Origin of the sequence: Stenotrophomonas sp. OVS01A (genome assembly GCF_019969775.1) — a bacterium.
In the GTDB taxonomy this organism is placed as follows: Bacteria; Pseudomonadota; Gammaproteobacteria; order Xanthomonadales; family Xanthomonadaceae; genus Stenotrophomonas; species Stenotrophomonas indicatrix.
Window position 1 is genome coordinate 140,321 of sequence record NZ_JAHXYV010000003.1, and the last position, 22,055, is coordinate 162,375.

The 22,055-nt window shown below is 67.9% G+C and carries 22 protein-coding genes; 15 read left to right on the forward strand and 7 right to left on the reverse strand.

What is annotated here, in order from left to right:
• Nucleotides 1-57 precede the first annotated feature (57 nt).
• Nucleotides 58-861, reverse strand: a complete 804-nt coding sequence (locus LC407_RS13490) for a helix-turn-helix transcriptional regulator (protein WP_223482998.1) — start codon at nt 859-861, stop codon at nt 58-60.
• Nucleotides 862-936: 75 nt separating this feature from the next.
• On the opposite strand from LC407_RS13490, the gene LC407_RS13495 reads away from it, so the two are divergent.
• A complete protein-coding gene (locus LC407_RS13495) occupies nt 937-1,191 on the forward strand; it encodes a hypothetical protein (protein WP_223482999.1) in 255 nt (84 codons plus the stop codon).
• A gap of 74 nt (nt 1,192-1,265) precedes the next feature.
• Here LC407_RS13495 and LC407_RS13500 read toward each other — a convergent pair whose 3' ends face one another.
• Both LC407_RS13500 and LC407_RS13505 read right to left on the reverse strand, forming a co-directional pair.
• The gene (locus LC407_RS13500) at nt 1,266-2,273 is read right to left on the reverse strand and encodes an energy transducer TonB (RefSeq protein ID WP_025877557.1); all 1,008 of its coding nucleotides are present in this window, start codon (nt 2,271-2,273) and stop codon (nt 1,266-1,268) included.
• A 201-nt stretch (nt 2,274-2,474) separates the two neighbouring features.
• Nucleotides 2,475-3,101, reverse strand: a complete 627-nt coding sequence (locus LC407_RS13505; RefSeq protein WP_099844095.1) for a TIGR00645 family protein — start codon at nt 3,099-3,101, stop codon at nt 2,475-2,477.
• A gap of 113 nt (nt 3,102-3,214) precedes the next feature.
• On the opposite strand from LC407_RS13505, the gene LC407_RS13510 reads away from it, so the two are divergent.
• From LC407_RS13510 to LC407_RS13525, 4 genes are all read left to right on the forward strand, one after another.
• A complete protein-coding gene (locus tag LC407_RS13510; RefSeq protein WP_033832494.1) occupies nt 3,215-3,904 on the forward strand; it encodes a glutathione binding-like protein in 690 nt (229 codons plus the stop codon).
• 157 nt (nt 3,905-4,061) lie between these two features.
• On the forward strand, nt 4,062-6,287 hold the full coding sequence (locus LC407_RS13515) for a DPP IV N-terminal domain-containing protein (protein ID WP_223483000.1): 2,226 nt from the start codon (nt 4,062-4,064) through the stop codon (nt 6,285-6,287).
• A gap of 25 nt (nt 6,288-6,312) precedes the next feature.
• Nucleotides 6,313-6,828 (forward strand): cytochrome c oxidase assembly factor Coa1 family protein, encoded by a 516-nt coding sequence (locus tag LC407_RS13520; protein ID WP_080149602.1) that lies wholly within the window; start codon nt 6,313-6,315, stop codon nt 6,826-6,828.
• Between the two features lie 76 nt (nt 6,829-6,904).
• A complete protein-coding gene (locus LC407_RS13525; protein WP_154881230.1) occupies nt 6,905-8,707 on the forward strand; it encodes a DUF885 domain-containing protein in 1,803 nt (600 codons plus the stop codon).
• A gap of 73 nt (nt 8,708-8,780) precedes the next feature.
• Here the strand turns inward: LC407_RS13525 and LC407_RS13530 are convergent, their stop codons facing one another.
• Nucleotides 8,781-9,239: a hypothetical protein gene (locus tag LC407_RS13530; protein ID WP_025877548.1), complete on the reverse strand. Its 459-nt coding sequence runs from the start codon at nt 9,237-9,239 to the stop codon at nt 8,781-8,783.
• A gap of 181 nt (nt 9,240-9,420) precedes the next feature.
• On the opposite strand from LC407_RS13530, the gene LC407_RS13535 reads away from it, so the two are divergent.
• The 4 genes from LC407_RS13535 to LC407_RS13550 all read left to right on the forward strand — a co-directional run bounded on the left by LC407_RS13535 (nt 9,421) and on the right by LC407_RS13550 (nt 12,022).
• Nucleotides 9,421-9,669: a hypothetical protein gene (locus LC407_RS13535; RefSeq protein ID WP_032952021.1), complete on the forward strand. Its 249-nt coding sequence runs from the start codon at nt 9,421-9,423 to the stop codon at nt 9,667-9,669.
• A gap of 123 nt (nt 9,670-9,792) precedes the next feature.
• Nucleotides 9,793-10,710 (forward strand): bestrophin family ion channel, encoded by a 918-nt coding sequence (locus LC407_RS13540; protein WP_223483001.1) that lies wholly within the window; start codon nt 9,793-9,795, stop codon nt 10,708-10,710.
• Between the two features lie 19 nt (nt 10,711-10,729).
• Nucleotides 10,730-11,719 (forward strand): porphobilinogen synthase, encoded by a 990-nt coding sequence (gene hemB / locus LC407_RS13545; protein ID WP_025877543.1) that lies wholly within the window; start codon nt 10,730-10,732, stop codon nt 11,717-11,719.
• A gap of 33 nt (nt 11,720-11,752) precedes the next feature.
• A complete protein-coding gene (locus LC407_RS13550; RefSeq protein WP_025877541.1) occupies nt 11,753-12,022 on the forward strand; it encodes an SHOCT domain-containing protein in 270 nt (89 codons plus the stop codon).
• A gap of 165 nt (nt 12,023-12,187) precedes the next feature.
• Here the strand turns inward: LC407_RS13550 and LC407_RS13555 are convergent, their stop codons facing one another.
• Nucleotides 12,188-13,051, reverse strand: a complete 864-nt coding sequence (locus tag LC407_RS13555) for a hypothetical protein (protein ID WP_223483002.1) — start codon at nt 13,049-13,051, stop codon at nt 12,188-12,190.
• Between the two features lie 48 nt (nt 13,052-13,099).
• Here LC407_RS13555 and aroE point away from each other — a divergent pair, with 48 nt between their 5' ends.
• From aroE to dinG, 3 genes are all read left to right on the forward strand, one after another.
• A complete protein-coding gene (gene aroE / locus LC407_RS13560) occupies nt 13,100-13,945 on the forward strand; it encodes a shikimate dehydrogenase (protein ID WP_033832490.1) in 846 nt (281 codons plus the stop codon).
• 3 nt (nt 13,946-13,948) lie between these two features.
• On the forward strand, nt 13,949-14,299 hold the full coding sequence (locus LC407_RS13565; RefSeq protein WP_025877535.1) for a hypothetical protein: 351 nt from the start codon (nt 13,949-13,951) through the stop codon (nt 14,297-14,299).
• Nucleotides 14,300-14,451: 152 nt separating this feature from the next.
• Entirely contained in the window at nt 14,452-16,554 is a 2,103-nt protein-coding gene (gene dinG, locus LC407_RS13570; RefSeq protein WP_025877533.1) for an ATP-dependent DNA helicase DinG, read from the forward strand.
• Between the two features lie 40 nt (nt 16,555-16,594).
• Here dinG and LC407_RS13575 read toward each other — a convergent pair whose 3' ends face one another.
• Together LC407_RS13575 and ilvD are read right to left on the reverse strand one after the other, a co-directional pair.
• Complete coding sequence (locus LC407_RS13575) at nt 16,595-17,206, reverse strand: hypothetical protein (protein WP_223483003.1); 612 nt, start codon at nt 17,204-17,206, stop codon at nt 16,595-16,597.
• 82 nt (nt 17,207-17,288) lie between these two features.
• On the reverse strand, nt 17,289-19,127 hold the full coding sequence (gene ilvD, locus LC407_RS13580) for a dihydroxy-acid dehydratase (RefSeq protein ID WP_025877530.1): 1,839 nt from the start codon (nt 19,125-19,127) through the stop codon (nt 17,289-17,291).
• 364 nt (nt 19,128-19,491) lie between these two features.
• Between ilvD and LC407_RS13585 the strand changes: the two genes are divergently transcribed.
• The 3 genes from LC407_RS13585 to LC407_RS13595 are packed head-to-tail and all read left to right on the forward strand — an operon-like array spanning nt 19,492 to nt 21,894.
• Nucleotides 19,492-20,061: a DUF1190 domain-containing protein gene (locus LC407_RS13585; RefSeq protein ID WP_032976852.1), complete on the forward strand. Its 570-nt coding sequence runs from the start codon at nt 19,492-19,494 to the stop codon at nt 20,059-20,061.
• 7 nt (nt 20,062-20,068) lie between these two features.
• Nucleotides 20,069-21,247, forward strand: a complete 1,179-nt coding sequence (locus tag LC407_RS13590) for a glutathionylspermidine synthase family protein (protein WP_223483004.1) — start codon at nt 20,069-20,071, stop codon at nt 21,245-21,247.
• The gene (locus LC407_RS13595) at nt 21,247-21,894 is read left to right on the forward strand and encodes a hypothetical protein (protein ID WP_223483005.1); all 648 of its coding nucleotides are present in this window, start codon (nt 21,247-21,249) and stop codon (nt 21,892-21,894) included. The genes LC407_RS13590 and LC407_RS13595 overlap by 1 nt, the downstream gene beginning before the upstream one ends.
• Nucleotides 21,895-22,055 lie beyond the last annotated feature (161 nt).

Sequence of the window (22,055 nt, forward strand, 5' to 3'; positions counted from 1 at the left end):
CCGGGCCATGCCCGGCGGATGTGGCACGAGGCCCGGTGATGTCGGGCCTCGTGCATTTCAGCGCTGTGAAGCGTTTCCGTCTGCATACCGCGCCGGCGTCACTCCCATCTCGCGCTTGAATACCGCGATGAAAGCGCTGGGCGTGTCGTAGCCCAATGACAGCGCCACGGTAGTGACGGATTCACCGGCCAGCAATCGCGGCAGCGCCAGCAGCACGCGCAGGCGCTGCCGCCAGCGGGTCAGGGTCATGTTCGTTTCGGCCTGCCAGCGGCGGGCGAGGCTGCGACTGGACAGGCCGCTGGCGGCTGCCCAGTCCTCGACGGTGCGGGTGTCATGTGGCGCACGTGCCAGGGCGGCGGCGATGCGGCGCAGGCGGCGGTCACCGGGTTGCTGCAGCGCAAGTGGCAACGGCGTGCCTGCAGCGATCTCATCGGCGATCACCCCGACCAAGCGCTGTTGCCGCGCATCCAACGCCTGCCCGCACCAGTGCAGTGCCCGCGGCACCGCCACCTGCAGCAGGGCACTGGGCTGGAAGATGCGCGGTGCGGGGGGCAGGTCCGCGCAGGCCTCCTTGCTGAAGTACAGGCTCCAGCCATCGAAGCTGCCGATGCTGGAAAGTGCATGCGGGTGCTGCGGCGGAAGCCACGCCACGTGCCCGGCCGGAAGCAGCCAGTGGGTGTCGCCCACCTCGATCCGCAACAGGCCGGTGTGGGCGCCCAGCAGTTGCCCGCGCGCGTGCTGGTGGCGGGCGGTGCGCCGTGAACCCGGCATCGCCAGCTGCGTGCCGAGCAGGGCCGGCCCGCCGCTGGCCTCAGCCAACGCAGGGTCGATCAGTGGTGTCTGGAATGTCTGTTCTGCCATATCCATTGGCAGTTATACGGCAGAACCGCCGGTGGCGAGCGTCGACACTGGGCGTCCACCTCCCAGGAGCACGCCATGCAGCCGCACGACATCCTTCCCGACCACCAGAACGAGGTGCAGGTGAACGGCCTCACCATACGCAAGGGCAGCGTCGGCGCCTTTCTCGCCACCGTGCGGGAGTGGCAGGACCCGGCCCGTGATGCCGACCTCCGTGCCGCCGCCGAAGCTGATCTGCGCGGCCTGCTGCCCGGGCTGCACGCGCTGGGCCTGTTCCGGGTGCTGACCGCGCGTGATCCTGCGCTGCAACGGTTGATCGACAACGCAGCCTGAAACGCACAAGGCCCGGACATGCCGGGCCTTGCTCCAGAACCGCCGGGCGTGGCCCGGCGCTACCGCCTTGGGCATCAGCCGCCCGGTGCGAACACCAGCGTGCGGCGGGTGGTGACCGGGGCCGTGACCGGCTCGAAGCGCCAGCGCTTGACCGCGTTGAGGGCTTCGCGATCAAAGACACGTGATGGCGTGGCGCGCAGTACGCGCGCATTGGTCACCGAGCCGTCGGTGCCGACGGTGATCTCCACCAGGACTTCGCCGGAGGTACCCGAACGCAGTGCTTCGGCCGGGTAACGCGGGGCTGGCGTGCTGACCGGGCGCAGGCTTGGCGCAGCGGCGGTCGCGGCCTGGCGGGCGGCGTTGGCCTGCTGCGCAGCGGCCTGCTGCTGCTTCTGCTCGGCATCGCGACGCGCGGCAGCCTGGCGCTCGGCTTCCTGGCGCTCGCTGTCACGGCGGGCAACGTCCTGCTGCGCAGCAATCTGCTTGGCCGCTTCGGCTTCCTTGGCACGCTGTTCGGTCAGGCGCTGCTGCTCGGCCAGCTGCTTGGTGCGGTCTTCAGCGTCCTTCTTGACCTTCTCGGTCTCGTCTTCGGTGCGCTTGGCGGCAACCTGCACGCCCTTGGTCAGGCCTTCCTTCAGGCGCGGCAGGGCCGGGGCCGAGGCATCGACCTTTTCGATCAGAGCGACCAGCCGCTGCGCTTCAGTGAAATCCTCGCGACCCAGATGCTGCTCGGCGGCGATCAGGGTGTACGGCAGAAGATCGGTCAGCGCGCTCTTCACCGAGGCATCGTCCGGCGTCTTGTCGCGCAGTGCCAGGTAGTACTCGATGGCATTGTCGCCGGCCGGGGCGTACATGCGGTTCTCGCGCAGTGCCTGGCTGGCCGATTCGCGCAGCTGCTCGGTACCCATCGACTGCACCTTGGCGGCCACTGCCGGTGCGGCTGGTGCTGCAGCGGCGGGAGCGGCGGCGCCCTGCGCGGCCGGAGCCGGTGTTTCATCCTTGCCCGAGCAGGCAGCCAGGGCCAAAGCCAGAGCGACCGGCAACCACCGGCGCGCGGCAGCGATCATTGCGACGTGCGACATCCTGCTCCCCTCTAAGAAGACGACGTTACGAAAAACGTAGATACGCATGGCCGGGACGCAAGGTCCGGGCGTGGCGGGGGACGTTTCCCAGCGTCACCGTCGCCTGTAGCGAGGGTGCAATCTAGCATCCCGGCCTCACCTGCGCACAAGGGCAGGCATAGCGGGCCGGTGGCGGCACAGGTACCGCCACCGGGATTGGGATCAATGGACGGCAGACTTGCCGTGGCTCTCAGCCTTGTCGTGGCTGCCGGACATCAGCTTGTCGGTCCACGCGATGCCGATGGCCGACAGGATGAACACGCAGTGGATGATGGTCTGCCAGAGGACGCCGTCGGCCGTCAGCATCGAGCAGCGCGCCACGCCGATGTTGGCGGCAGCCACGCTCATCTGCTCCGGGGTGCACAGCGGGATACCGCCCAGCGCGCCGGTGGCGATGAACGTCTTCAACAGATGGATCGAGGAGATGCCGATGATCGCCATCGCCAGCTTCACCTTCAGCACGCTGGCGTTGACGTGACTCAGCCATTCCGGCTGGTCCGGGTGGCCTTCCAGGCGCAGGCGCGAGACGAAGGTTTCATAGCCGCCGACGATCACCATCACCAGCAGGTTGGAGATCATCACCACGTCGATCAGGCCCAGCACGATCAGCATGATCTGCTGCTCGCCCATCGACACCGAGTGCGAGATCAGGTGCCACAGTTCCTTGCCGAACAGGAACACGTAAACGCACTGGGCAACGATCAAACCCAGGTACAGCGGCAGCTGCAGCCAGCGGGTAGCGAAGATCAGGCTGGACAGCGGGGACAGTAGCGGTCGGTTTGCACTCATGCGGAGGATGCTGCGTTTCGGGGGAGAAGCGAGGTTACCGGCCCGCCATGACGGTGCCAAGCCAACGCACGCACTAGACTTCAGGTTCCTTTCCGTACCCCAGAGCCGCCGCCATGATCGACCTGTATTACTGGCCTACCCCGAACGGCCACAAAGTGACCCTGCTGCTGGAAGAAGCCGGCCTGGAGTACCGCATCCATCCGGTCAACATCGGTTCGGGGGACCAGTTCAAGCCGGAATTCCTGGCCATTTCCCCCAACAACAAGATGCCGGCCATCGTCGACCACGCCCCGGCCGACGGCGGTGCCCCGCAGAGCGTGTTCGAGTCCGGTGCGATCCTGCTGTACCTGGCCGAGAAGACCGGCCGCTTCCTGCCGGCCGACCCACGTGGCCGCGTCACCACCCTGGAATGGCTGTTCTGGCAGATGGCCGGGCTGGGCCCGATGAGCGGGCAGATGGGCCACTTCAATGTATACGCGCCGGAGAAGATCCCGTACGCGATCGAGCGCTACGACAATGAAGTGCGCCGCCTGCACGGGGTGATGGACAAGCGCCTGGCCGAGCACGCCTTCCTGGCCGGCGAGGAGTACACCATCGCCGACATGGCCAGCTACCCGTGGGTTGGCGCCTACGACAAGCTGCCGGCGGACTTCGACGCGTTCCCGAACCTCAAGCGCTGGCACCAGGCCATCGCCGCCCGCCCGGCGACCCAGCGCGCCTATGCGCTGCGCCAGCAGGTCAACCCGGACGCGGGCAAGCCGCTCAGCGACGAAGAGCGCAGGCACCTGTTCGGCAAGCGCTGACCCGGGAAGGTGGGTGCCGACCGTTGGTCGGCACTCATTATGGGAAGACCTCATGGGCAGAAGGTCATGCTGTCTTCCTGCACCGCCTTGGTTAGGATGGACGCTGACCGTCCCGCGCCTGTCGCGGTGGCGGACCTGCCGTTTGCCGGGACCCTCCATGCGCCATCTGTTCGCCTCGCTCGCCCTCATGCTTGCCACCAGTACCGTCGCCCACGCTGAAAAACTCACCCTGGAAGCCATCACCGGCCCGCTGCCGTTGTCCGGCCCGACCCTGATGAAGCCGAAGGTGGCGCCGGATGGTTCGCGCGTGACCTTCCTGCGCGGCAAGGACAGCGACCGCAACCAGCTGGACCTGTGGAGCTATGACATCGGCAGCGGCCAGACCCGCCTGCTGGTGGATTCGAAGGTGGTGCTGCCCGGCACCGAAACCCTCAGCGACGAGGAAAAGGCCCGCCGCGAGCGCCAGCGCATCGCCGCCATGACCGGCATCGTCGACTACCAGTGGTCGCCGGACGCGCAGCGCCTGCTGTTCCCGCTGGGCGGCGAGCTGTACCTGTACGACCTCAAGCAGGAAGGCAAGGCTGCGGTGCGCCAGCTGACCCACGGCGAAGGCTTTGCCACCGACGCCAAGCTGTCGCCCAAGGGCGGCTTCGTCAGCTTCATCCGCGGCCGCAACCTGTGGGTGATCGACCTGGCCAGCGGAAAGCAGATGCAGCTGACCGGTGATGGCAGCACGACCATCGGCAACGGCATCGCCGAATTCGTCGCCGACGAGGAGATGGATCGCCATACCGGTTACTGGTGGGCACCCGACGATTCGGCCATCGCCTACGCCCGCATCGATGAAAGCCCGGTGCCGGTGCAGAAGCGTTACGAGGTCTATGCCGACCGCACCGATGTGATCGAACAGCGCTACCCGGCCGCCGGCGATGCCAACGTGCAGGTGAAGCTGGGCGTGATCTCGCCGGCCGAACATGCGCAGACGCAGTGGATCGACCTTGGCAAGGAACAGGACATCTACCTGGCCCGCGTCGATTGGCGCGATCCGCAGCACCTGAGCTTCCAGCGCCAGTCGCGCGACCAGAAGAAGCTCGACCTGGTGGAAGTCACCCTGGCCTCGAACCAGCAGCGCGTGCTGGCCCACGAGACCAGCCCGACCTGGGTGCCGCTGCACAACAGCCTGCATTTCCTCGATGACGGCAGCGTGCTGTGGTCGTCCGAGCGCACCGGTTTCCAGCATCTGTACCGCATCGACAGCAAGGGCAAGGCCACCGCGCTGACCCACGGCAACTGGTCGGTGGATGAACTGCTGGCGGTCGATGAAAAGGCCGGCCTGGCGTACTTCCGTGCCGGCATCGAATCGGCGCGCGAAAGCCAGATCTACGCCGTGCCGCTGCAGGGCGGCCAGCCGCAGCGCCTGTCGAAGGCACCGGGCATGCACAGCGCCAGTTTCGCGCGCAACGCCAGCGTGTACGTGGACAGCTGGTCCAACAACAGCACCCCGCCGCAGATCGAACTGTTCCGCGCCAATGGCGAGAAGATCGCCACCCTGGTCGAGAACGATCTGGCCGATCCCAAGCATCCGTATGCACGCTACCGCGACGCGCAGCGCCCGGTCGAATTCGGCACGCTCACCGCGGCCGACGGCAGGACGCCGCTGAACTACAGCGTGATCAAGCCGGCAGGCTTCGATCCGGCCAAGCGCTATCCGGTGGCGGTGTACGTGTATGGCGGCCCGGCCAGCCAGACCGTCACCGACAGCTGGCCTGGGCGTGGCGACCATCTGTTCAACCAGTACCTGGCCCAGCAGGGCTATGTGGTGTTTTCGCTGGACAACCGCGGTACCCCGCGCCGCGGCCGTGACTTCGGCGGCGCGCTGTATGGCAAGCAGGGCACGGTGGAAGTGGCCGACCAGCTGCGCGGCGTGGCGTGGCTGAAGCAGCAGCCGTGGGTGGACCCGGCGCGCATCGGCGTGCAGGGCTGGTCCAACGGCGGCTACATGACCCTGATGCTGCTGGCCAAGGCGTCGGACAGCTACGCCTGTGGCGTGGCCGGCGCACCGGTCACCGATTGGGGCCTTTACGACAGCCACTACACCGAGCGCTACATGGACCTGCCGTCGCGCAACGACGCCGGTTACCGCGAAGCACGCGTGCTGACCCACATCGAGGGCCTGCGCTCGCCGCTGCTGCTGATCCACGGCATGGCCGACGACAACGTGCTGTTCACCAATTCGACCAGCCTGATGAGCGCGCTGCAGAAGCGCGGCCAGCCGTTTGAACTGATGACCTACCCCGGTGCCAAGCACGGCCTGTCCGGTGCCGACGCACTGCATCGCTACCGCGTTGCCGAAGCTTTCCTGGGGCGTTGCCTGAAACCTTGATCATCATCCGGGAAGGAGCCCGCCCATGACCCTGCCGCCGCCGATTCCTGCTCCCTCCACCCTGGCTTCCGGCTGGTGGTGCCGGCATTGGCGTTGGGCGATGCCGTTGGCGGTGCTGCTGTTCCTGGCCGCACTGGGCGGCGCCATCGCCTGGAGCGTGCTGCGCTGGACCGAGGCCGCGCACGACAGTGCGCCGATGCGTGAGGCCATGCGCCGTGCCGGCTGCAGCGTCGAACTGGTGCAGGTATTCGGGGAACCGCTGCAGGCCGGCACGCTGCCGCTGGGCAGCATGCAGACCGCCATCAACGGCGAGCGCGATGTCGGCCTGACCGTGGCGCTGGAAGGGCCGCATGCGCACGGCCGCCTGTTCGTGAAGGGCACCCGCAGCGACGACGTGTGGGATTACCCGGTGATGTACGTGCTGGCCGAAGACAAGCAGACCTTCGACCTGAGCGCGCTGGATGATGCCGAGGCGGCCGGCGAATGCGAACTGCAGGCCTGTCGCGATCGTGGCGAATGCGCGCTGACGGCAGCGCTGTAGATGGCGTGACCTCCGGCCGATTGTCGCCACCGCCGTGAGCGCGTAGGGTGCGGGCAACCCTGTCCTGGAGTGCTCCATGAAGCCGATCGCGCTTGCCATCGCCCTGGCCCTGACCGCCGCCCCGCTGCTGTCGGCCCCACCGGCCCTGGCCGCACCGGCCGCCAAGGCCTCCACGCCGGCCAGCCCGGCCTGGGTCGCGCGCAGCAATGCACTGGCGCAGATCCTGCTGGATGCGCAGGGGCCGTTCCAGCCCGAGGAGACCGGCTTCTTCGGCGTGCCCGGCTATGACGACAAGGTCGCCGACCTCGGCCCGGACAACGACCAGCGCTACCGCGCCGCGATGGCCAAGGCGCGCGACGAACTGAAGGCCAAGCTGGCCAGCGAGAAGGATCCCAACGTCCGCCAGGACCTGGAGATCATGATCGCCGCCGCCAACCAGAGCATCGAAGGCAGCGAGCTCAACCAGAAGTACCTGCTGCCGTGGCGTGATGCGCCGCAGAGCGTGTTCAGCGGCCTCAACCTGCTGCTGTCCGACCAGGTGCCGGCCGAGCGCCGGGCCAAGGCAGTCGATCGCCTCAAGGCGTATGCGGGCCTGCAGCCGGGCGGCACCGCGTTCACCACGCTGGCCCGCCAGCGTTACGAAGAGCGGTTGAAGGACAGCACACTGCTGCAGCCGACGAAGATCGAAGTGCAGCAGTCGCTGGACAACGTCGAGACCTACATCACCGGCATCGAGTCGTTGCTGAAGAAGTACCAGGTCACTGGTGCCGACGAGGCGATGAAGGCGCTTGCCGCACAGATGAAGGACTACGCCGCATGGACCCGCAAGGAGGTGCTGCCGAAGGCACGTGCCGATGCGCGCCTGCCGGCTCCGCTGTACGCCTACCAGCTCAAGCAGGTCGGCATTGATATCGACCCGAAGCTGCTGATGCAGCGCGCGCAGCTGGAGTTCATGGAAACCCGCTCGGCGATGCGCCAGCTGGCGCCGCTGGTGGTGAAAGAGAAGGGCCTGAAGGTCAGTGATCCGAGCGACCCGGTGGCGGTGATCCGCGCGCTGAAGGGCGAGAAGATTGCCGATGACCAGCTTGAAGGCCACTACCGCAAGGTGATCGATGCCATCGATCCGTTGATCCGCGAACACCGCATCGTCGATGTGCCGCAGCGTGCGATGCAGATGCGCCTGGGCTCGGCCGCCGAAAGCGCTGCCAGCCCGGCACCGCACTTCCTGCCTGCGCCGCTGGTCAACAACACCGGGCAGCAGGGCACCTTCGTGCTGCCGCTGGGCAACCCGGCTGCCGGTGCGGGTGCGCAGTACGACGACTTCAACTTCGGTTCGGCGGCCTGGACGCTGAGCGCGCATGAAGGCCGTCCGGGCCACGAGCTGCAGTTCACCGCGATGGTCGAGCGTGGCGTGTCGCTGGCGCGCACGATGTTCGCGTTCAATTCGGTGAACGTGGAAGGCTGGGCGCTGTATGCCGAGGCGGAGATGGTGCCGTACGAGCCGCTGGACGGGCAGATGATCGCGCTGCAGTTCCGCCTGTTGCGTGCCGCCCGCGCGATGCTGGACCCGATGCTCAATCTCGGCCTGACCGACCGTGCCAACGGCGAGCGCGTGCTGATCGAGCAGGTGGGTCTGTCCAAGGCGATGGCCACCCAGGAACTGGACCGCTACATGGTGCGCATGCCGGGCCAGGCGGGTAGCTACTTCTACGGCTACACCCGCATCCTCGAACTGCGCATGCAGACCGAGCTGGCACTGGGCGCGAAGTTCGACCGCCTGGCGTTCAACAACTTCCTGCTCGACCAGGGCCTGTTGCCGCCGGACCAGCTGGCCGAAGCCGTGCAGCAGCAGTTCGTTCCGAAATACAGGAAGAACTGACCGGTAGTGCCGGCCGCTGGCCGGCATTGCCTTTGCCTGCGGTTGCCGGCCAGCGGCCGGCACTACCGCCACGTCAGCGCTGCGGGGTGATCGTCTGCGTCGGCAGGCGTGCCGGCGGCGCCGGATCCGGTACCCAGATCGCCACGCCGGCGGCGCGCTTCTGCGTCGTCGGTATGCCGATGCCCACGCCGCCGCCCACGTGCGAACCGTAACTGCCGGCACCCACCGACATGCCGACCGGTGAGCCGCTGCTGCCCACGCCCATCAGGATCACGCCGTTGGCACCCAGTGCCGCCGCTTCGCGCTTGAGGCGAGCCACGGCGGCATCGGTCTGGCCCTGCGTGCCGAAGCCCACCGCCGAAGACGATTCCAGCTGGGCGATTTCCTGCGAACCGGCGGGCGGCGTCGAATAGATCTGCACCTGGGACGGATCGATCGGCGCGCGGGCGCGGCCCAGCATGACCTTGGAGGTACTGGCGCAACCGGCAACGGTCAGCAGCATGGCCGCCAAGGCGACCCAACGGATGTTCATGGCGTATACCCCTGTAGGACTGGTTCGGATCATCAGCCGGGCACTCTGAATCGGCGCCAACATCGGGGCTCGACCCATGGCCGCACGCTAGCACGGGGCCGGTGAGGCTGACGGCAACGGCGGTAGGCGGCGCTGCCGGGAACGGCTATGGTTGGCGCATGAACAACCACGGGAGGGCGCTATGGGTGTGATCAGTCTGTTGTGGGGCGTGCTGGCGCTGCTGTGGATGATCCTGGCGTTGATACCGCTGCTGGGCTGGGGCAACTGGTTCCTGATCCCGTTCGCCGCGGTCGGCGCGATCATCGCCGCGCTCGGCATCCTGTTCACCCACCCCAGCAAGCGCGGCCGGGCGTGGACCGGGCTGATCCTGAACGGCATCGTGGTGGTGGTCGGCATCCTGCGCCTGGGGCTGGGCGGTGGCGTGATCTGAGCCGGCCGGGCCGGTGCGACCGGGCGTCGCAGGGACACGGCCGCCGGCCGGGCAGGGAGTAGAATGGGCGGCTGCGCGAGCCCCCCGCGTGCCTGTCGAACCGCGCCCTGCGCGGCTGCTCCCATGATCATTCGTTCCCGTCCCCACGGCTGGCAACTGCTGTACATCCTGCGTGGCTCGATCGTTCCGGCCATCGCGCCGAAGGTGCTGGCCATCCTCGTCCTGTCCATCGCGGTCGCCGCGGTGGTGGAAATGGCGCCGCCGATCGGCATCGAGCGCGTCTCGGTCACCCCGTTCACCCTGCTCGGCCTGGTCCTGTCGATCTTCCTCAGCTTCCGCAACAGCGCCTGCTACGACCGCTGGTGGGAGGGCCGCAAGCTGTGGGGCCAACTGGTGTTTGAATCGCGCTCGCTTGCGCGGCAGGTACAGGTGCTGCTGGCCGATGACGCACCGCGCCGCCAGCGCCTCGGCTACCTGACCACCGCCTTCGCCCATGCACTGGCCGCGCGCCTGCGCGCCCGCGACGTCGCGCTGGCGGCGGTGCCATGGCTGGACGAGGAACAGCGCGGGCAGCTCGCCCAGCGCGGGAACGTGCCCGATGCGTTGCTGGCGATGATCGCCGCCGAACTGGCCCAGGCCCGTCGCGCCGGCACGCTCGATTCCATTCTTTACGTCCAGCTGGAAGAGCGCCTGCACGCGATGTCCTCGATCCAGGCTGGCTGCGAACGCATCCTGACCACCCCGCTGCCGTTCGCCTACACCCTGCTGCTGCACCGCTGCGCGTGGATGTTCTGCGTGCTGCTGCCGTTCGGCCTGGCCAGCTCGCTGGGCTGGGCCACGCCGGTGCTGTCGGCGGTGCTGGCCTACGCCTTCTTCGGCCTGGACCAGCTGGGTGAAGAAATGGAAGACCCGTTCGGCCTGGAGCCGAACGACCTGCCGCTGGACGCGCTGGTGCGCACCATCGAGATCGACCAGCTCGACGCCCTCGGCGAACGCCCGTTGCCCGCACCCCTGCTGCCGCAGGGCTACCTGTTGCAATAGCCACTCCCCGGAGCCTGCCATGCCTCATCCCCATTACCGCCCGCGGCGCATGCGCCATGACGAATTCTCGCGCCGCCTGATGCGCGAGAACACGCTGACCACCGACGACCTGATCTATCCGGTGTTCGTGCACGAACCGGCCGGTCGCGTTGCGGTGCCGTCGATGCCGGGCGTGGAGCGGCTGTCGATCGAAGAGCTGCTGAAGGTGGCCGAGGAAGCGCTGGAACTGGGCATCCCGGTGATCGACCTGTTCCCGGTGCTGGATGCCTCGCAGAAGTCGCTGGACGCCTCGGCGGCGTGGGCCGAGGACGGCCTGGCGCAGCGTGCGATCCGCGCGCTGAAGTCGCGCTTCCCGGAGCTGGGGGTGATGACCGACGTGGCCCTGGATCCGTACACCACGCACGGCCAGGACGGCATCATCGATGACAAGGGCTACGTGCTCAACGACATCACCGTCGAAGCGCTGGTCAAGCAGTCGCTGTCGCATGCCGAGGCAGGCGCGGACATCATTTCGCCGTCGGACATGATGGATGGCCGCATCGGTGCGATCCGTCGTGCGCTGGACGCCGACCACCACCTCAACGTGCGCATCATGGCCTACTCGGCCAAGTACGCGTCGGCGTTCTACGGTCCGTTCCGCGATGCGGTGGGCAGCGCGGCCAGCCTCGGCAAGGCCGACAAGAAGACCTACCAGATGGACCCGGCCAACGGTGACGAGGCGATGCGCGAGATCGCCCTGGACCTGGAGGAGGGCGCGGACATGGTGATGGTCAAGCCGGGCATGCCGTACCTGGACCTGGTGCGGCGGGTGAAGGAAACCTTCGGGGTTCCGACCTTCGCTTACCAGGTCAGTGGCGAGTACGCGATGATGAAGGCGGCGTTCGCCAACGGCTGGCTGGACGAGCGCGCCTGCGTGCTGGAATCGCTGCTGGGCTTCAAGCGTGCCGGCGCCGATGGCGTGCTGACCTATTTCGCGCCGCAGGTGGCGCGTTGGCTGCGCGAGCGCTGACAATAGCGCCCACGACGGACGGAGGAACACGCGATGGGACCTGAAATGGGTTGGATGCAATGGTTGATCTGGGGCACCGGTACGCTGGTGTTCGGGGCCATCATCGTCGGCGTGTTCGTTGCTGCCTGGCGCGCCGCGCGGCGCCCGCCGGAGCAGCTCTCCGCTGCGGCCCGGGTTGCCCGCGAGCAGGCCGTGCCGGAAAGCGTGCAGGCCGAACTGGCCGCACTGAACCGGCGCAAGGACAACGGCCAGCTCAGCGAAGCGGAGTACGAACAGCAGCGCGCGAAGGTACTGTCGCGCTGAGCGCCGTGGCCCGGGACCCGGGCCATCCACGCATGGCGTGGATCTACTGGTAGTCGCCAACCTTGGTTGGCGGTTTTGTTTCTGTGCCGACCAAGGTCGGCACCTACCGGAGCGGGGGGGGGGCGGTCGGTATCCACCGAACCATCATCCACGCATGGCGTGGATCTACTGCATGCACCCGGGCACTGCCGCCACCTTCGGCACGGCCAGCCGGTATACATCCACGCCACCGGCGCGGGGCGACTTCGCCGCGCTGCTGGCCACCATCATTTCGCCCGGCTTGGCGTTGTCGACCATCGGCGCGCCGGTCCAGCCGCTGGCCTGGTTGAACGACAGTCCGATCGGCTGCAGCGCAGCGCCCGTCCATGCACAACCGCTGGTCCAGACCTGCGCGGTGTCACCGCTGCCCCGGCTGAAGGCCACCGCGCCAGCGCTGCCCAGCCAGTCGCCATCGGTTTCATCGGCGGGGCTGTTCAATGCCTGCAATGCCGTCGCCGGGCCTCGCACGCCCTGCGCGTCCAATGAGGCCGCGAACAGGTCCCAGCCGGCACCACGGCCCTGCTGGCGGGCAAACAGCAGCTGTCGCCCGTCCGCGCTCAATGCCGGCCCGCGCTCTTCATGGCGGCCACCATCGCCTGCCAGCGCTTGCGGCGCCCCCACGCTGCCATCGGCGGCGATCGCCGCCCGGTACAGCCCCGACCGGCCCTCGCGGCCTGCGGCGAACAGCAGCCAGCGGCCATCGCGGCTGAAATACGGATCGCGCACCTCGCCGGACACCGCCAGCGGCAACGCCTGCGCCTGCTGCCAGCGGCCGTCGACCACGCGCGCCTGCCACAGCCCCCAGCCGGCCTCGCCACGGCGGGCGAAGACGATGCGCTGGCCATCGGCGCTGATCGTGGCCCGGCCTTCATCGGCACGGGTGGAGACCACGCCCATGCCTTCGATGCCGTACTCGTTCAACGCCATCGCCACCGGGGCAGAGAGTAGACTGGCGGCGAGCACCAGCAGGGTCGGGGCGATACGCATCATCCAGGTCCATGCACGAAAGAGCACCAGTCTAGCCAGCTTGAGGATTCCATGACCGATCGTTACGCCGTCTTCGGACACCCCGTCGCCCACTCGAAGTCGCCGCAGATCCATGCGGCGTTCGGTCGCCAGGAAGGCATCTCCCTCGACTACCGCAGCATCGATCTCGCCCCGGACGCATTCCTGGCCGGGCTGGAGGCGTTCGCCTCCGAAGGCGGGGTCGGTGCCAACGTCACCTCGCCGCACAAGGAAGCGGCGTTCTCGGTGTGCACTACGCTGACCGCACGCGCGCGCCGCGCCGGCTCGGTCAATACCCTGCTGCGCAAGGGCGACCGCTGGCACGGTGACACCACCGATGGCATCGGCCTGGTGCGTGACCTCACCGACCGCCACAGTCTGGACCTGCGCGGCCGCCGCGTGCTGCTGCTGGGCGCCGGTGGTTCGGCGCGCAGCGTCGCTCCGGCGCTGCTGGATGCCGGCATCACCGAACTGGTGGTGGTCAACCGCACGCCGGAACGTGCCGATGAACTGATCGATGCCATGGGCGAGCCGGGCCGCGCGCTCAGCCGCTACTGGGACGATCTGCGCGACCTCGGTGATTTCGAACTGATCCTCAACGCCACCTCGGCCGGCCGCGATCGCGACGCCGAGTTCAAGCTGCCGCTGTCGCTGGTCAATTCGATGACCACGGCCGTCGACCTGAACTACGGCGAGGCCGCCATCGCCTTCCTGGCCTGGGCACGCGCCGCGCAGTGCCGCAACACGGTCGATGGCCTGGGCATGCTGGTCGAGCAGGCGGCGGAGAGCTTCCTGCAGTGGCATGCCGTACGCCCGCAGACCGACGAGGTCTACCAGCAGCTGCGCGCCGGTGCAGGCGCCTTCGCCGGGCAGGACTGATCGATGGATACCCAGGCTCTGATGGTCTCCCTGCTGACCATGGTCGGCGTGCGCCTGCCGGTGCTGATTGCCCTGTGCGTTGGCCTGGTCTGGGTGATGGGCGCGCCGCGCGATCCGGCACGTACCGGGGCGCTGACCGGCCTGCTGCTGTTGCTGGCGTCCAGCATGGGCAGCCTGCTGGCCAACCTGGTGCCGATGTGGATGGTCAGCAACGGTGACTTCGGCGCGATCTCGCAGCTGAGCACCGTGCTGGGCGTGGTGCACTTCGGCCTGGCGATGCTGGATGCCGTCGGCACGGTCCTGCTGGTCTGGGCACTGGTACGGTTGCTGCGGCAGCGCGCCGCTACGCCCTGACTCCGATGGCGGCCTTGGCCGCGTCGGTAGCGTTGCGGGGCGCGCATCCAGCCATCGCGCGACGCGGCTGACCCTGTTCAGCGCCCGCGCCTCGGAGCCCGTGGCCGGCCATGCGACAATGGCCGGCCTGACCCCGCTACGGTAGTTCTGGCGTGACCGAAACCGTCGCCGCTCCACGCAAGCTCGATGACACCTTGAAGGACGCGATCCGCAAGGCGTACACGACGCTGCAGGCCAACACCCCCGGCTTCTCCACCCGCCGCTCGCAGAGCCAGATGATCGGCGTGGTGTCGCGTGCGCTGTCCACCAGCGGTGGCGTGGGCGTGGTCGAGGCGCCGACCGGCGTTGGCAAGAGCCTGGGCTACCTGACCGCCGGGGTGCCGATTGCCCTGGCCAGCAAGAAGAAGCTGGTGATCAGCACCGGTACCGTGGCGCTGCAGTCGCAGCTGGTCGAGCGCGATATTCCGAACTTCCTCAAGGCCACCGGCCTGGAGGCGACCGTTGCCCTGGCCAAGGGCCGCACCCGCTACCTGTGCACGCGCAACGCCGCCGAGGCGCACGGCGAGGGCGCGCAGAACGGCATGTTCGAGGACGAGCAGCCGCTGTTCGACCGCCCGCTGGCGCCGATCGAGATGGACATCGCCAAGCGCCTCACCGTGGCCTTCACCAGCGGCAGCTGGGACGGCGACATCGACAACGCACCGGAAACCATCAGTCCTGGCCTGCGTAGCCGCATCACCACCCCGGCCTCAGGCTGCGCGGGGCGACGCTGCGCGTACTCGGCGCAGTGCGCGGTGCTGCGCTCGCGCAACACCGTGCGCGATGCGCAGATCGTGGTCACCAACCACGCGCTGCTGCTGTCGGCGCTGTCCATTGGTGACAGCGACAACGGCCAGCCGATGATCGCCGCGCCGTCGGACATGCTGCTGGTACTCGACGAAGGCCACCACGTGGGCAACGTGGCCATCGACCAGGGCGCGGCCAGCCTGGCATTGGATGAAATGGCCAAGCGCACCGGCCGCCTGCAGATCCTGATCGCCGGTGCCTACCGCGCGGTCGACAAGGATCGCCTCGGCAACCTTCTGCCGAACGAAGCCATCGACGCGGCCAGCAACGTAGCCAAGGGCCTGCGTGCGTTCCGCGACCACGTCGAGGCGGTATGGATGCCGGCGCCGGCCGACGAGGAGCCGATGTGGCGCGCGGCCAACGGACGCCTGCCCGAGGCCTGGCGCGAGCCGATCGAGGCGCTGGCCGACGATACCCGCAGCCTCTACAACTGGGCGCACGCGGCCACCGCGCAGGTCGCCAAGGGCAAGCCGGACGATCCGGCGCGCGAGCGCCTGCAGCGCAACCTCGGCATGGCCCTGGAGATGATCGAGCAGCAGTACAACCTGTGGCAGGTCTGGCGCCGCGAAGACAAGGAAGGCGCGCCCCCGATGGCACGCTGGGTGACCGCCACCCGCGATGGCGACCTGGTGCTGCATGGCTCGCCGGTGTCGGCCGCGCACGTGCTGCGCAAGCTGTTGTGGGATGAAGTGGATTCGGTGGTGATGACCTCGGCGACGCTGACCGGTGGCGGCGACTTCCAGGCGCTGGCGATCGACAACGGCATCCCCGAAACTGCCGAGATGGTCTCGCTGTCCTCGCCGTTCGACCTGCCCAACCAGGCCGAGCTGATCGTTCCGCCGTTCCCGGTCACGCCCGATGACCGCGAAGGCCATCCGCGCGAAGTGGCGCGCTACATCGGCAAGGAACTGGACTGGACGAAGGGCTCGATGGTGCTGTTCACCTCGCGCTGGAAGATGGAGAAGGTGGCGGGCCTGATGCCGGCCGCCAAGCGCAAGCAGGTGCTGGTGCAGGGCGAGATGTCGAAGACGCGCATGATCGACGAACACCTGCGCCGTGTCGCCGCCGGCGAGGGTTCGGTGCTGTTCGGGCTGAACTCGTTCGGCGAAGGCCTGGATCTTCCCGGTGAGGCCTGCACCACGGTGGTGATCACCCAGGTGCCGTTCGCGGTGCCGACCGATCCGCAGACCGCCACCCTGAGCGAATGGGTGGAAGCGCGTGGGCTCAATGCGTTCAACCTGATCGCGATCCCGCATGCGCTGCGCACGCTGACCCAGTTCGCCGGCCGCCTGATCCGCACCTCCACCGACACCGGGCGGGTGATCATCCTCGACTCGCGCCTGCTGACCCGCCGTTACGGCAAGCGCATCATCGACGCGCTGCCGCCGTTCAAGCGCACCATCGGCTGAGCCCGCACTGGTAGCGCCGGGCCATGCCCGGCGGAGAGCCTCAACCGCCTTCCGGCTTCCGGCAGGCCGGGTTGCCCATCGCATTGTGGTAATCGCGGTCGAAGCAGCGCAGGAAGGCATCGAGCACATCGAGATTCGGCGGCCAAGGGGCATCCACCTGCTGCCCGCCTTTGGTAGTGAAGTGGAAACGACCGCTCCTGATGTTCTCCGCCATCGTGGGTGGCGTCGGTATCGCGACCAGCGCGGCACGTGCCTTTTCCAGTCCGCTGCGATCACGCCGCAGGAACGCGATCGTGCCGTCCACGTAGGCGTTCCAGTAGCCGGGGTCGGTGTCCTTCGGCTTGTAGGTGCGCTGCATCAGCGCAATCGCCTGCGCGGTTTGCCCAAGCTCCGCGCGCAGCTGCCCTTCGTGCCAGACGAGGGTGGTGTTGCCCGTCGCCTTGGGCAATGCCGCATACGCGGCCAGCAGGTCCGCGGCTTCCTGGGTGCAGCCGCGATCGGCCAGCGGGCGCCAGCCCCCGTCCATGTCCTGGTCGAACATGCCCGGTTCCATCGCCAGCATCGCCGCGCGGTCGTAGCTGCAGTCAGGGGCCTGCGGCGGTTCGGCGCTCGCGCCCATGGCCACGGCCAGTGCGAGGAAAAGTGACGTCATCACAACCTCCGTGTCGGTGATGTTGGGATACCTTAGCGGACTACGAGGGAGGCTGCCGGCCAGCGGCCGGCACTACCGGTCTTCAGTCGCCCAGCAGGGCGGTGTTGCGCACGGCGCCCTTGTCGGCGCTGGTGGCCAGCAGGGCATAGGCCTTCAGCGCGCTGGTGACCTTGCGTGGGCGCGGTGCGCGCGGTTTCCAGCCCCGTGCATCGGCGTCGGCGCGGCGCTGGACCAGCGTCGCCTCCTCCACCAGCAGGTCGATGCGCCGCGCCGGGATGTCGATGCGGATGCGGTCACCATCCTCCACCAGTCCGATCACACCGCCGCTGGCCGCTTCCGGCGAAACGTGGCCGATCGACAGGCCCGAGGTGCCACCGGAGAATCGGCCGTCGGTCAGCAATGCGCACTGCTTGCCCAGGCCTTTCGACTTCAGGTAGCTGGTCGGGTACAGCATCTCCTGCATGCCCGGGCCGCCCTTCGGGCCTTCGTAGCGGATCACCACCACGTCGCCGGGCTTCACTTCATCGGCAAGAATGCCGGCCACGGCGGCGTCCTGGCTTTCGAACACGCGCGCATTGCCTTCGAACACGTGGATCGATTCGTCCACGCCTGCCGTCTTCACCACGCAACCGTCGACGGCGAGGTTGCCGCGCAGCACGGCCAGCCCGCCTTCCTGCGAATAGGCATGTTCGAGTGCACGGATGCAGCCTTCGGCGCGATCCTGGTCCAGCGACGGCCAGCGCGTGGCCTGGCTGAAGGCCTCCTGGGTGGGAATGCCGGCGGGACCCGCCTTGAAGAAGGTGTGCAGGGTGTCGTTGTCGCTGCGCATCACGTCCCAGCGATCCAGTGCTTCACCGAGCGTGGCGCTGTGCACGGTCGGCACCGAGGTATCCAGCAGGCCGGCGCGATCCAGTTCACCGAGGATGCCGAACACACCACCGGCGCGGTGCACGTCCTCGATGTGGTACTTCGGCGTGTTCGGTGCCACCTTGCACAGCTGCGGCACGCGCCGCGACAGTGCATCGATGTGGGTCAGGTCGAAGTCGACCTCGCCTTCCTGCGCGGCGGCCAGCAGGTGCAGGATGGTATTGGTCGAGCCGCCCATGGCGATGTCCAGGGTCATGGCGTTGGCGAACGCGGCCTGGGTGGCGATGCCGCGCGGCAGCGCACGCGGGTCTTCGCCGCCATACCAGCGGTGGCAGAGTTCGACGATCAGGCGGCCGGCGCGACGGAACAACGCTTCGCGGTCGGCATGCGTGGCCAGGGTGGTGCCGTTGCCCGGCAGCGACAGGCCCAGTGCTTCGGTCAGGCAGTTCATCGAGTTGGCGGTGAACATGCCCGAGCACGAGCCACACGTCGGGCAGGCGCTGCGCTCGTAGTCGGCGACCTTCTCGTCCGAAGCGCTGTCATCGGCAGCGACGACCATCGCGTCGACCAGGTCCAGCTTGTGCTCGGACAGCTTGGTCTTGCCGGCTTCCATTGGTCCGCCGGAGACGAACACCACCGGGATGTCCAGGCGCAGCGCCGCCATCAGCATGCCGGGGGTGATCTTGTCGCAGTTGCTGATGCACACCAGCGCATCGGCGCAGTGGGCATTGACCATGTATTCGACGGCGTCGGCGATGATCTCGCGGCTGGGCAGCGAGTACAGCATGCCGTCGTGGCCCATGGCGATGCCGTCGTCCACGGCGATGGTGTTGAATTCCTTGGCGACGCCGCCGACCTGTTCGATCTCGCGCGCGACCAGCTGGCCAAGGTCCTTCAGGTGCACGTGGCCGGGCACGAACTGGGTGAAGGAGTTGGCGATGGCGATGATCGGCTTGTGGAAGTCGCCATCCTTCATGCCGGTGGCACGCCACAGGGCGCGGGCACCGGCCATGTTGCGGCCGGCGGTGGAGGTGCGGGAGCGGTATTCGGGCATGGCTGGCGGAACGGGCGGGCCGTACGACGTGGGGGTCGGTTGATCATGGCCAATTTTTTCGGTTGCTGCTGCAACCACCGGAGGCGGTCCGGCCGGGCTGCGCCCTGCACCTGCCGAATCAACGTCAAAATCAAAAGCGGGCTATCCGCGGGATGGCGGGGTGGGTCCGGCGGCAGGGGACGCCACCGGACCCACCCGCCTCCGACAGGTGGCCGTGGGCCAGTAGATCCACGCCATGCGTGGATGGATCGAGGGAGAGGACAACGAAAATGAAATTCCGTTCATCTTTCCTACTTTGCCGATTCCGGTTGTTGGCCCGGATTTGGCATGATGGGGCATTGTTCCGACTTGAAGGCATGAGGCCATGAAACGTTCCCGCACCACCGCGCTGCTGCTGATGAGCGCTGCGCCGCTGCTGTTCACTGCCTGCCAGAAGGAAGAGCAGGTGCAGGTGCAGGAAGGCCTGTATACCTCGGTGGAGGCCTGCACCACGGCTACCGCTGATCCTTCGGCGTGCCGCAATGCGTTTGCCGAGGCGCAGAAGAAGTCTGCCGACGCAGCGCCGAAGTACGCGACCAAGGAAGCCTGCGAACAGGATTACAAGCCTGAGCAGTGCGTGCAGCAGCACACCTCGGCCGGCACCTCGTTCATCGGTCCGATGATGATGGGCTTTTTCATGTCGCAGATGCTGAGCAACCGCGGTGGCCTGGCCCCGCAGGCGCCGGCTTCGGCGCCGGCCTACCAGGACAAGAGCGCCGGTTGGGCGCGTCCTGCCCCGGGCGGCAGCGGCGGCCTGAACACCGCCAGCGGCATCGGCGCGGGCAAGGCCGGGCTGGCCCCGGTCAGCAGCGAACCGAACCGTGCGGTGACCGCCAGCCGCAGCGGCTTCGGCAGCACCAGTGCGCGCCGCAGCGGCAGCAGCGTCGGCGGCTGATCGACCCATGCAACGTATCCGTATTGCCGAGCGCGCCCAGTGGCGGGCGCGTGCGGAGGAAGCCGGTTTCCGCTTCCACACCATCGACGGCCAGCCGTACTGGGATGAAAGCGCGTATTACGCCTTCACCCTGCGCCAGATCGAACAGGACATCGAAGACCCCAGCGCCGAACTGCACCAGATGGCGATGGACCTGGTCGGCGATGTCATCGCCAGCGAGCGCCTGATGGACCAGCTGGCGATCCCCGCGCATTACCGCGACTGGATCGCCGACAGCTGGCGCCAGCGCCAGCCGCACCTGTACGGGCGCCTGGACCTGGCCTACGACGGCACCGGCCCGGCCAAGCTGTACGAACTGAACTACGACACGCCGACCTCGCTGTTTGAAGCCAGCTTCTTCCAGTGGCAGTGGCTGGAGGACCAGCGCAACGCCGGCCGCCTGCCGCAGCACGCCGACCAGTTCAACGCGATCCATGAAGCCCTGGTCGAACGCTTCGGCGAACTGGCCACGCAGCTGCCGCCGCCGCTGTATTTCAGTGCGGTGGGCAGCTCGGACGAAGACCGCGGTACGGTCGAGTATCTGCGCGACTGCGCTTCGCAGACGGGCCTGCACGGGCAGGCGATCGCCATCGAGGACATCGGCCTGTCCGAAGACGGGCGCTTCACCGCGCTGGACGATACGGTGATCGGCACGCTGTTCAAGCTGTACCCGCTGGAAGACTTGATGGCCGAGGAATTCGGTCGTGCGCTGCCGGGCTCGGGCGTGCAGCTGCTGGAACCGGCATGGAAGGCGGTGTTGAGCAACAAGGGCATTCTGCCGTTGCTGTGGCAGCGCAACGTCGGTCACCCGAACCTGCTGGAAGCACATTTCGATGACGGCAGCGCGCTGGCATCGGGCTGGGTGCGCAAACCGCTGTTCTCGCGCGAAGGTGCCAACATCGAGATGCACCTGGCCGACGGCAGCACGCAGCGTAGTGATGGCCCCTACGACGGTCCGGCGATTCTCCAGCGCGCGCATCCGCTCACCCGCTTCGAAGGCGGTTACCCGCTGATCGGCAGCTGGGTGATCGGCGACCACGCCTGCGGCATCGGCATCCGCGAGGACGACAGCGCGATCACCCGCGACAGCGCGCGCTTCGTGCCGCACGCGATCGTCGACGAGGCGCCGACGCGGATCTACGTCTGATGGCGGTGCAACGCCCGCCCGGTCGGCGCGGGCGTCCTGCTCCCGTGCCGGGCCGTCATTTCGACGATGGTCGCGGCCTGAATGCGTTCGCCGACCGCATCGCGGTGCGCTGCCACCGCTGCGATACGCCGGGCTGGGTGCTGGCGAGCTGGCAGCCCTACCGTTGGACGGTGCGTTTCCGCTGCACCGGCTGCAGCGTTGCGCTGGACAGTGGCGACTGGGTGGGCGCGGTGTGCATGCAGGGACGCCGGCCGTGCGGGTACTGCGGGCACCAATGGCTGTACGTGCAGCGCCGGATAGCGTCGGGCGTTCGTTCGCTGGCCACCTTTCCCGCGCGATGTGGGCAATGTGGGCGCAGCAGCGATGTCGACGTGTCGGCCACCCCGCTGCGCGATGCCGAGCCGGCTGATCCGCACTTCGGCCTGCCGCTGCATCTTGTTGAACCCACCCGTGCGGGCTTGCTGTGGGCCTACAACGCGGAGCATCTGCAGGCGCTTCATGAGTACGCCGTCGCGACACTGCGTGAAACCAAAGGGCATCATCGCTCGATGTTCTCGCGGCTGCCGCAGTGGATGAAATTGGCGCGGCATCGCGTGCTGCTGCAGCGCGCGGTGGAGCGGTTGCAGAAGCGCTTGCTGCAGGGGTAGTGCCGGCCGCTGGCCGGCAACCGTTGTGGGTAGAGGCCGACCTTGGTCGGCGCCGTTGATGGTGTGCCAACCAAGGTTGGCATCTACCAAGGCGGAGCGTCGGTAGCGCCGGGCCATGCCCGGCGGTTGTGGTGATCCGCCGGCCAGCGGCCGGCACTACC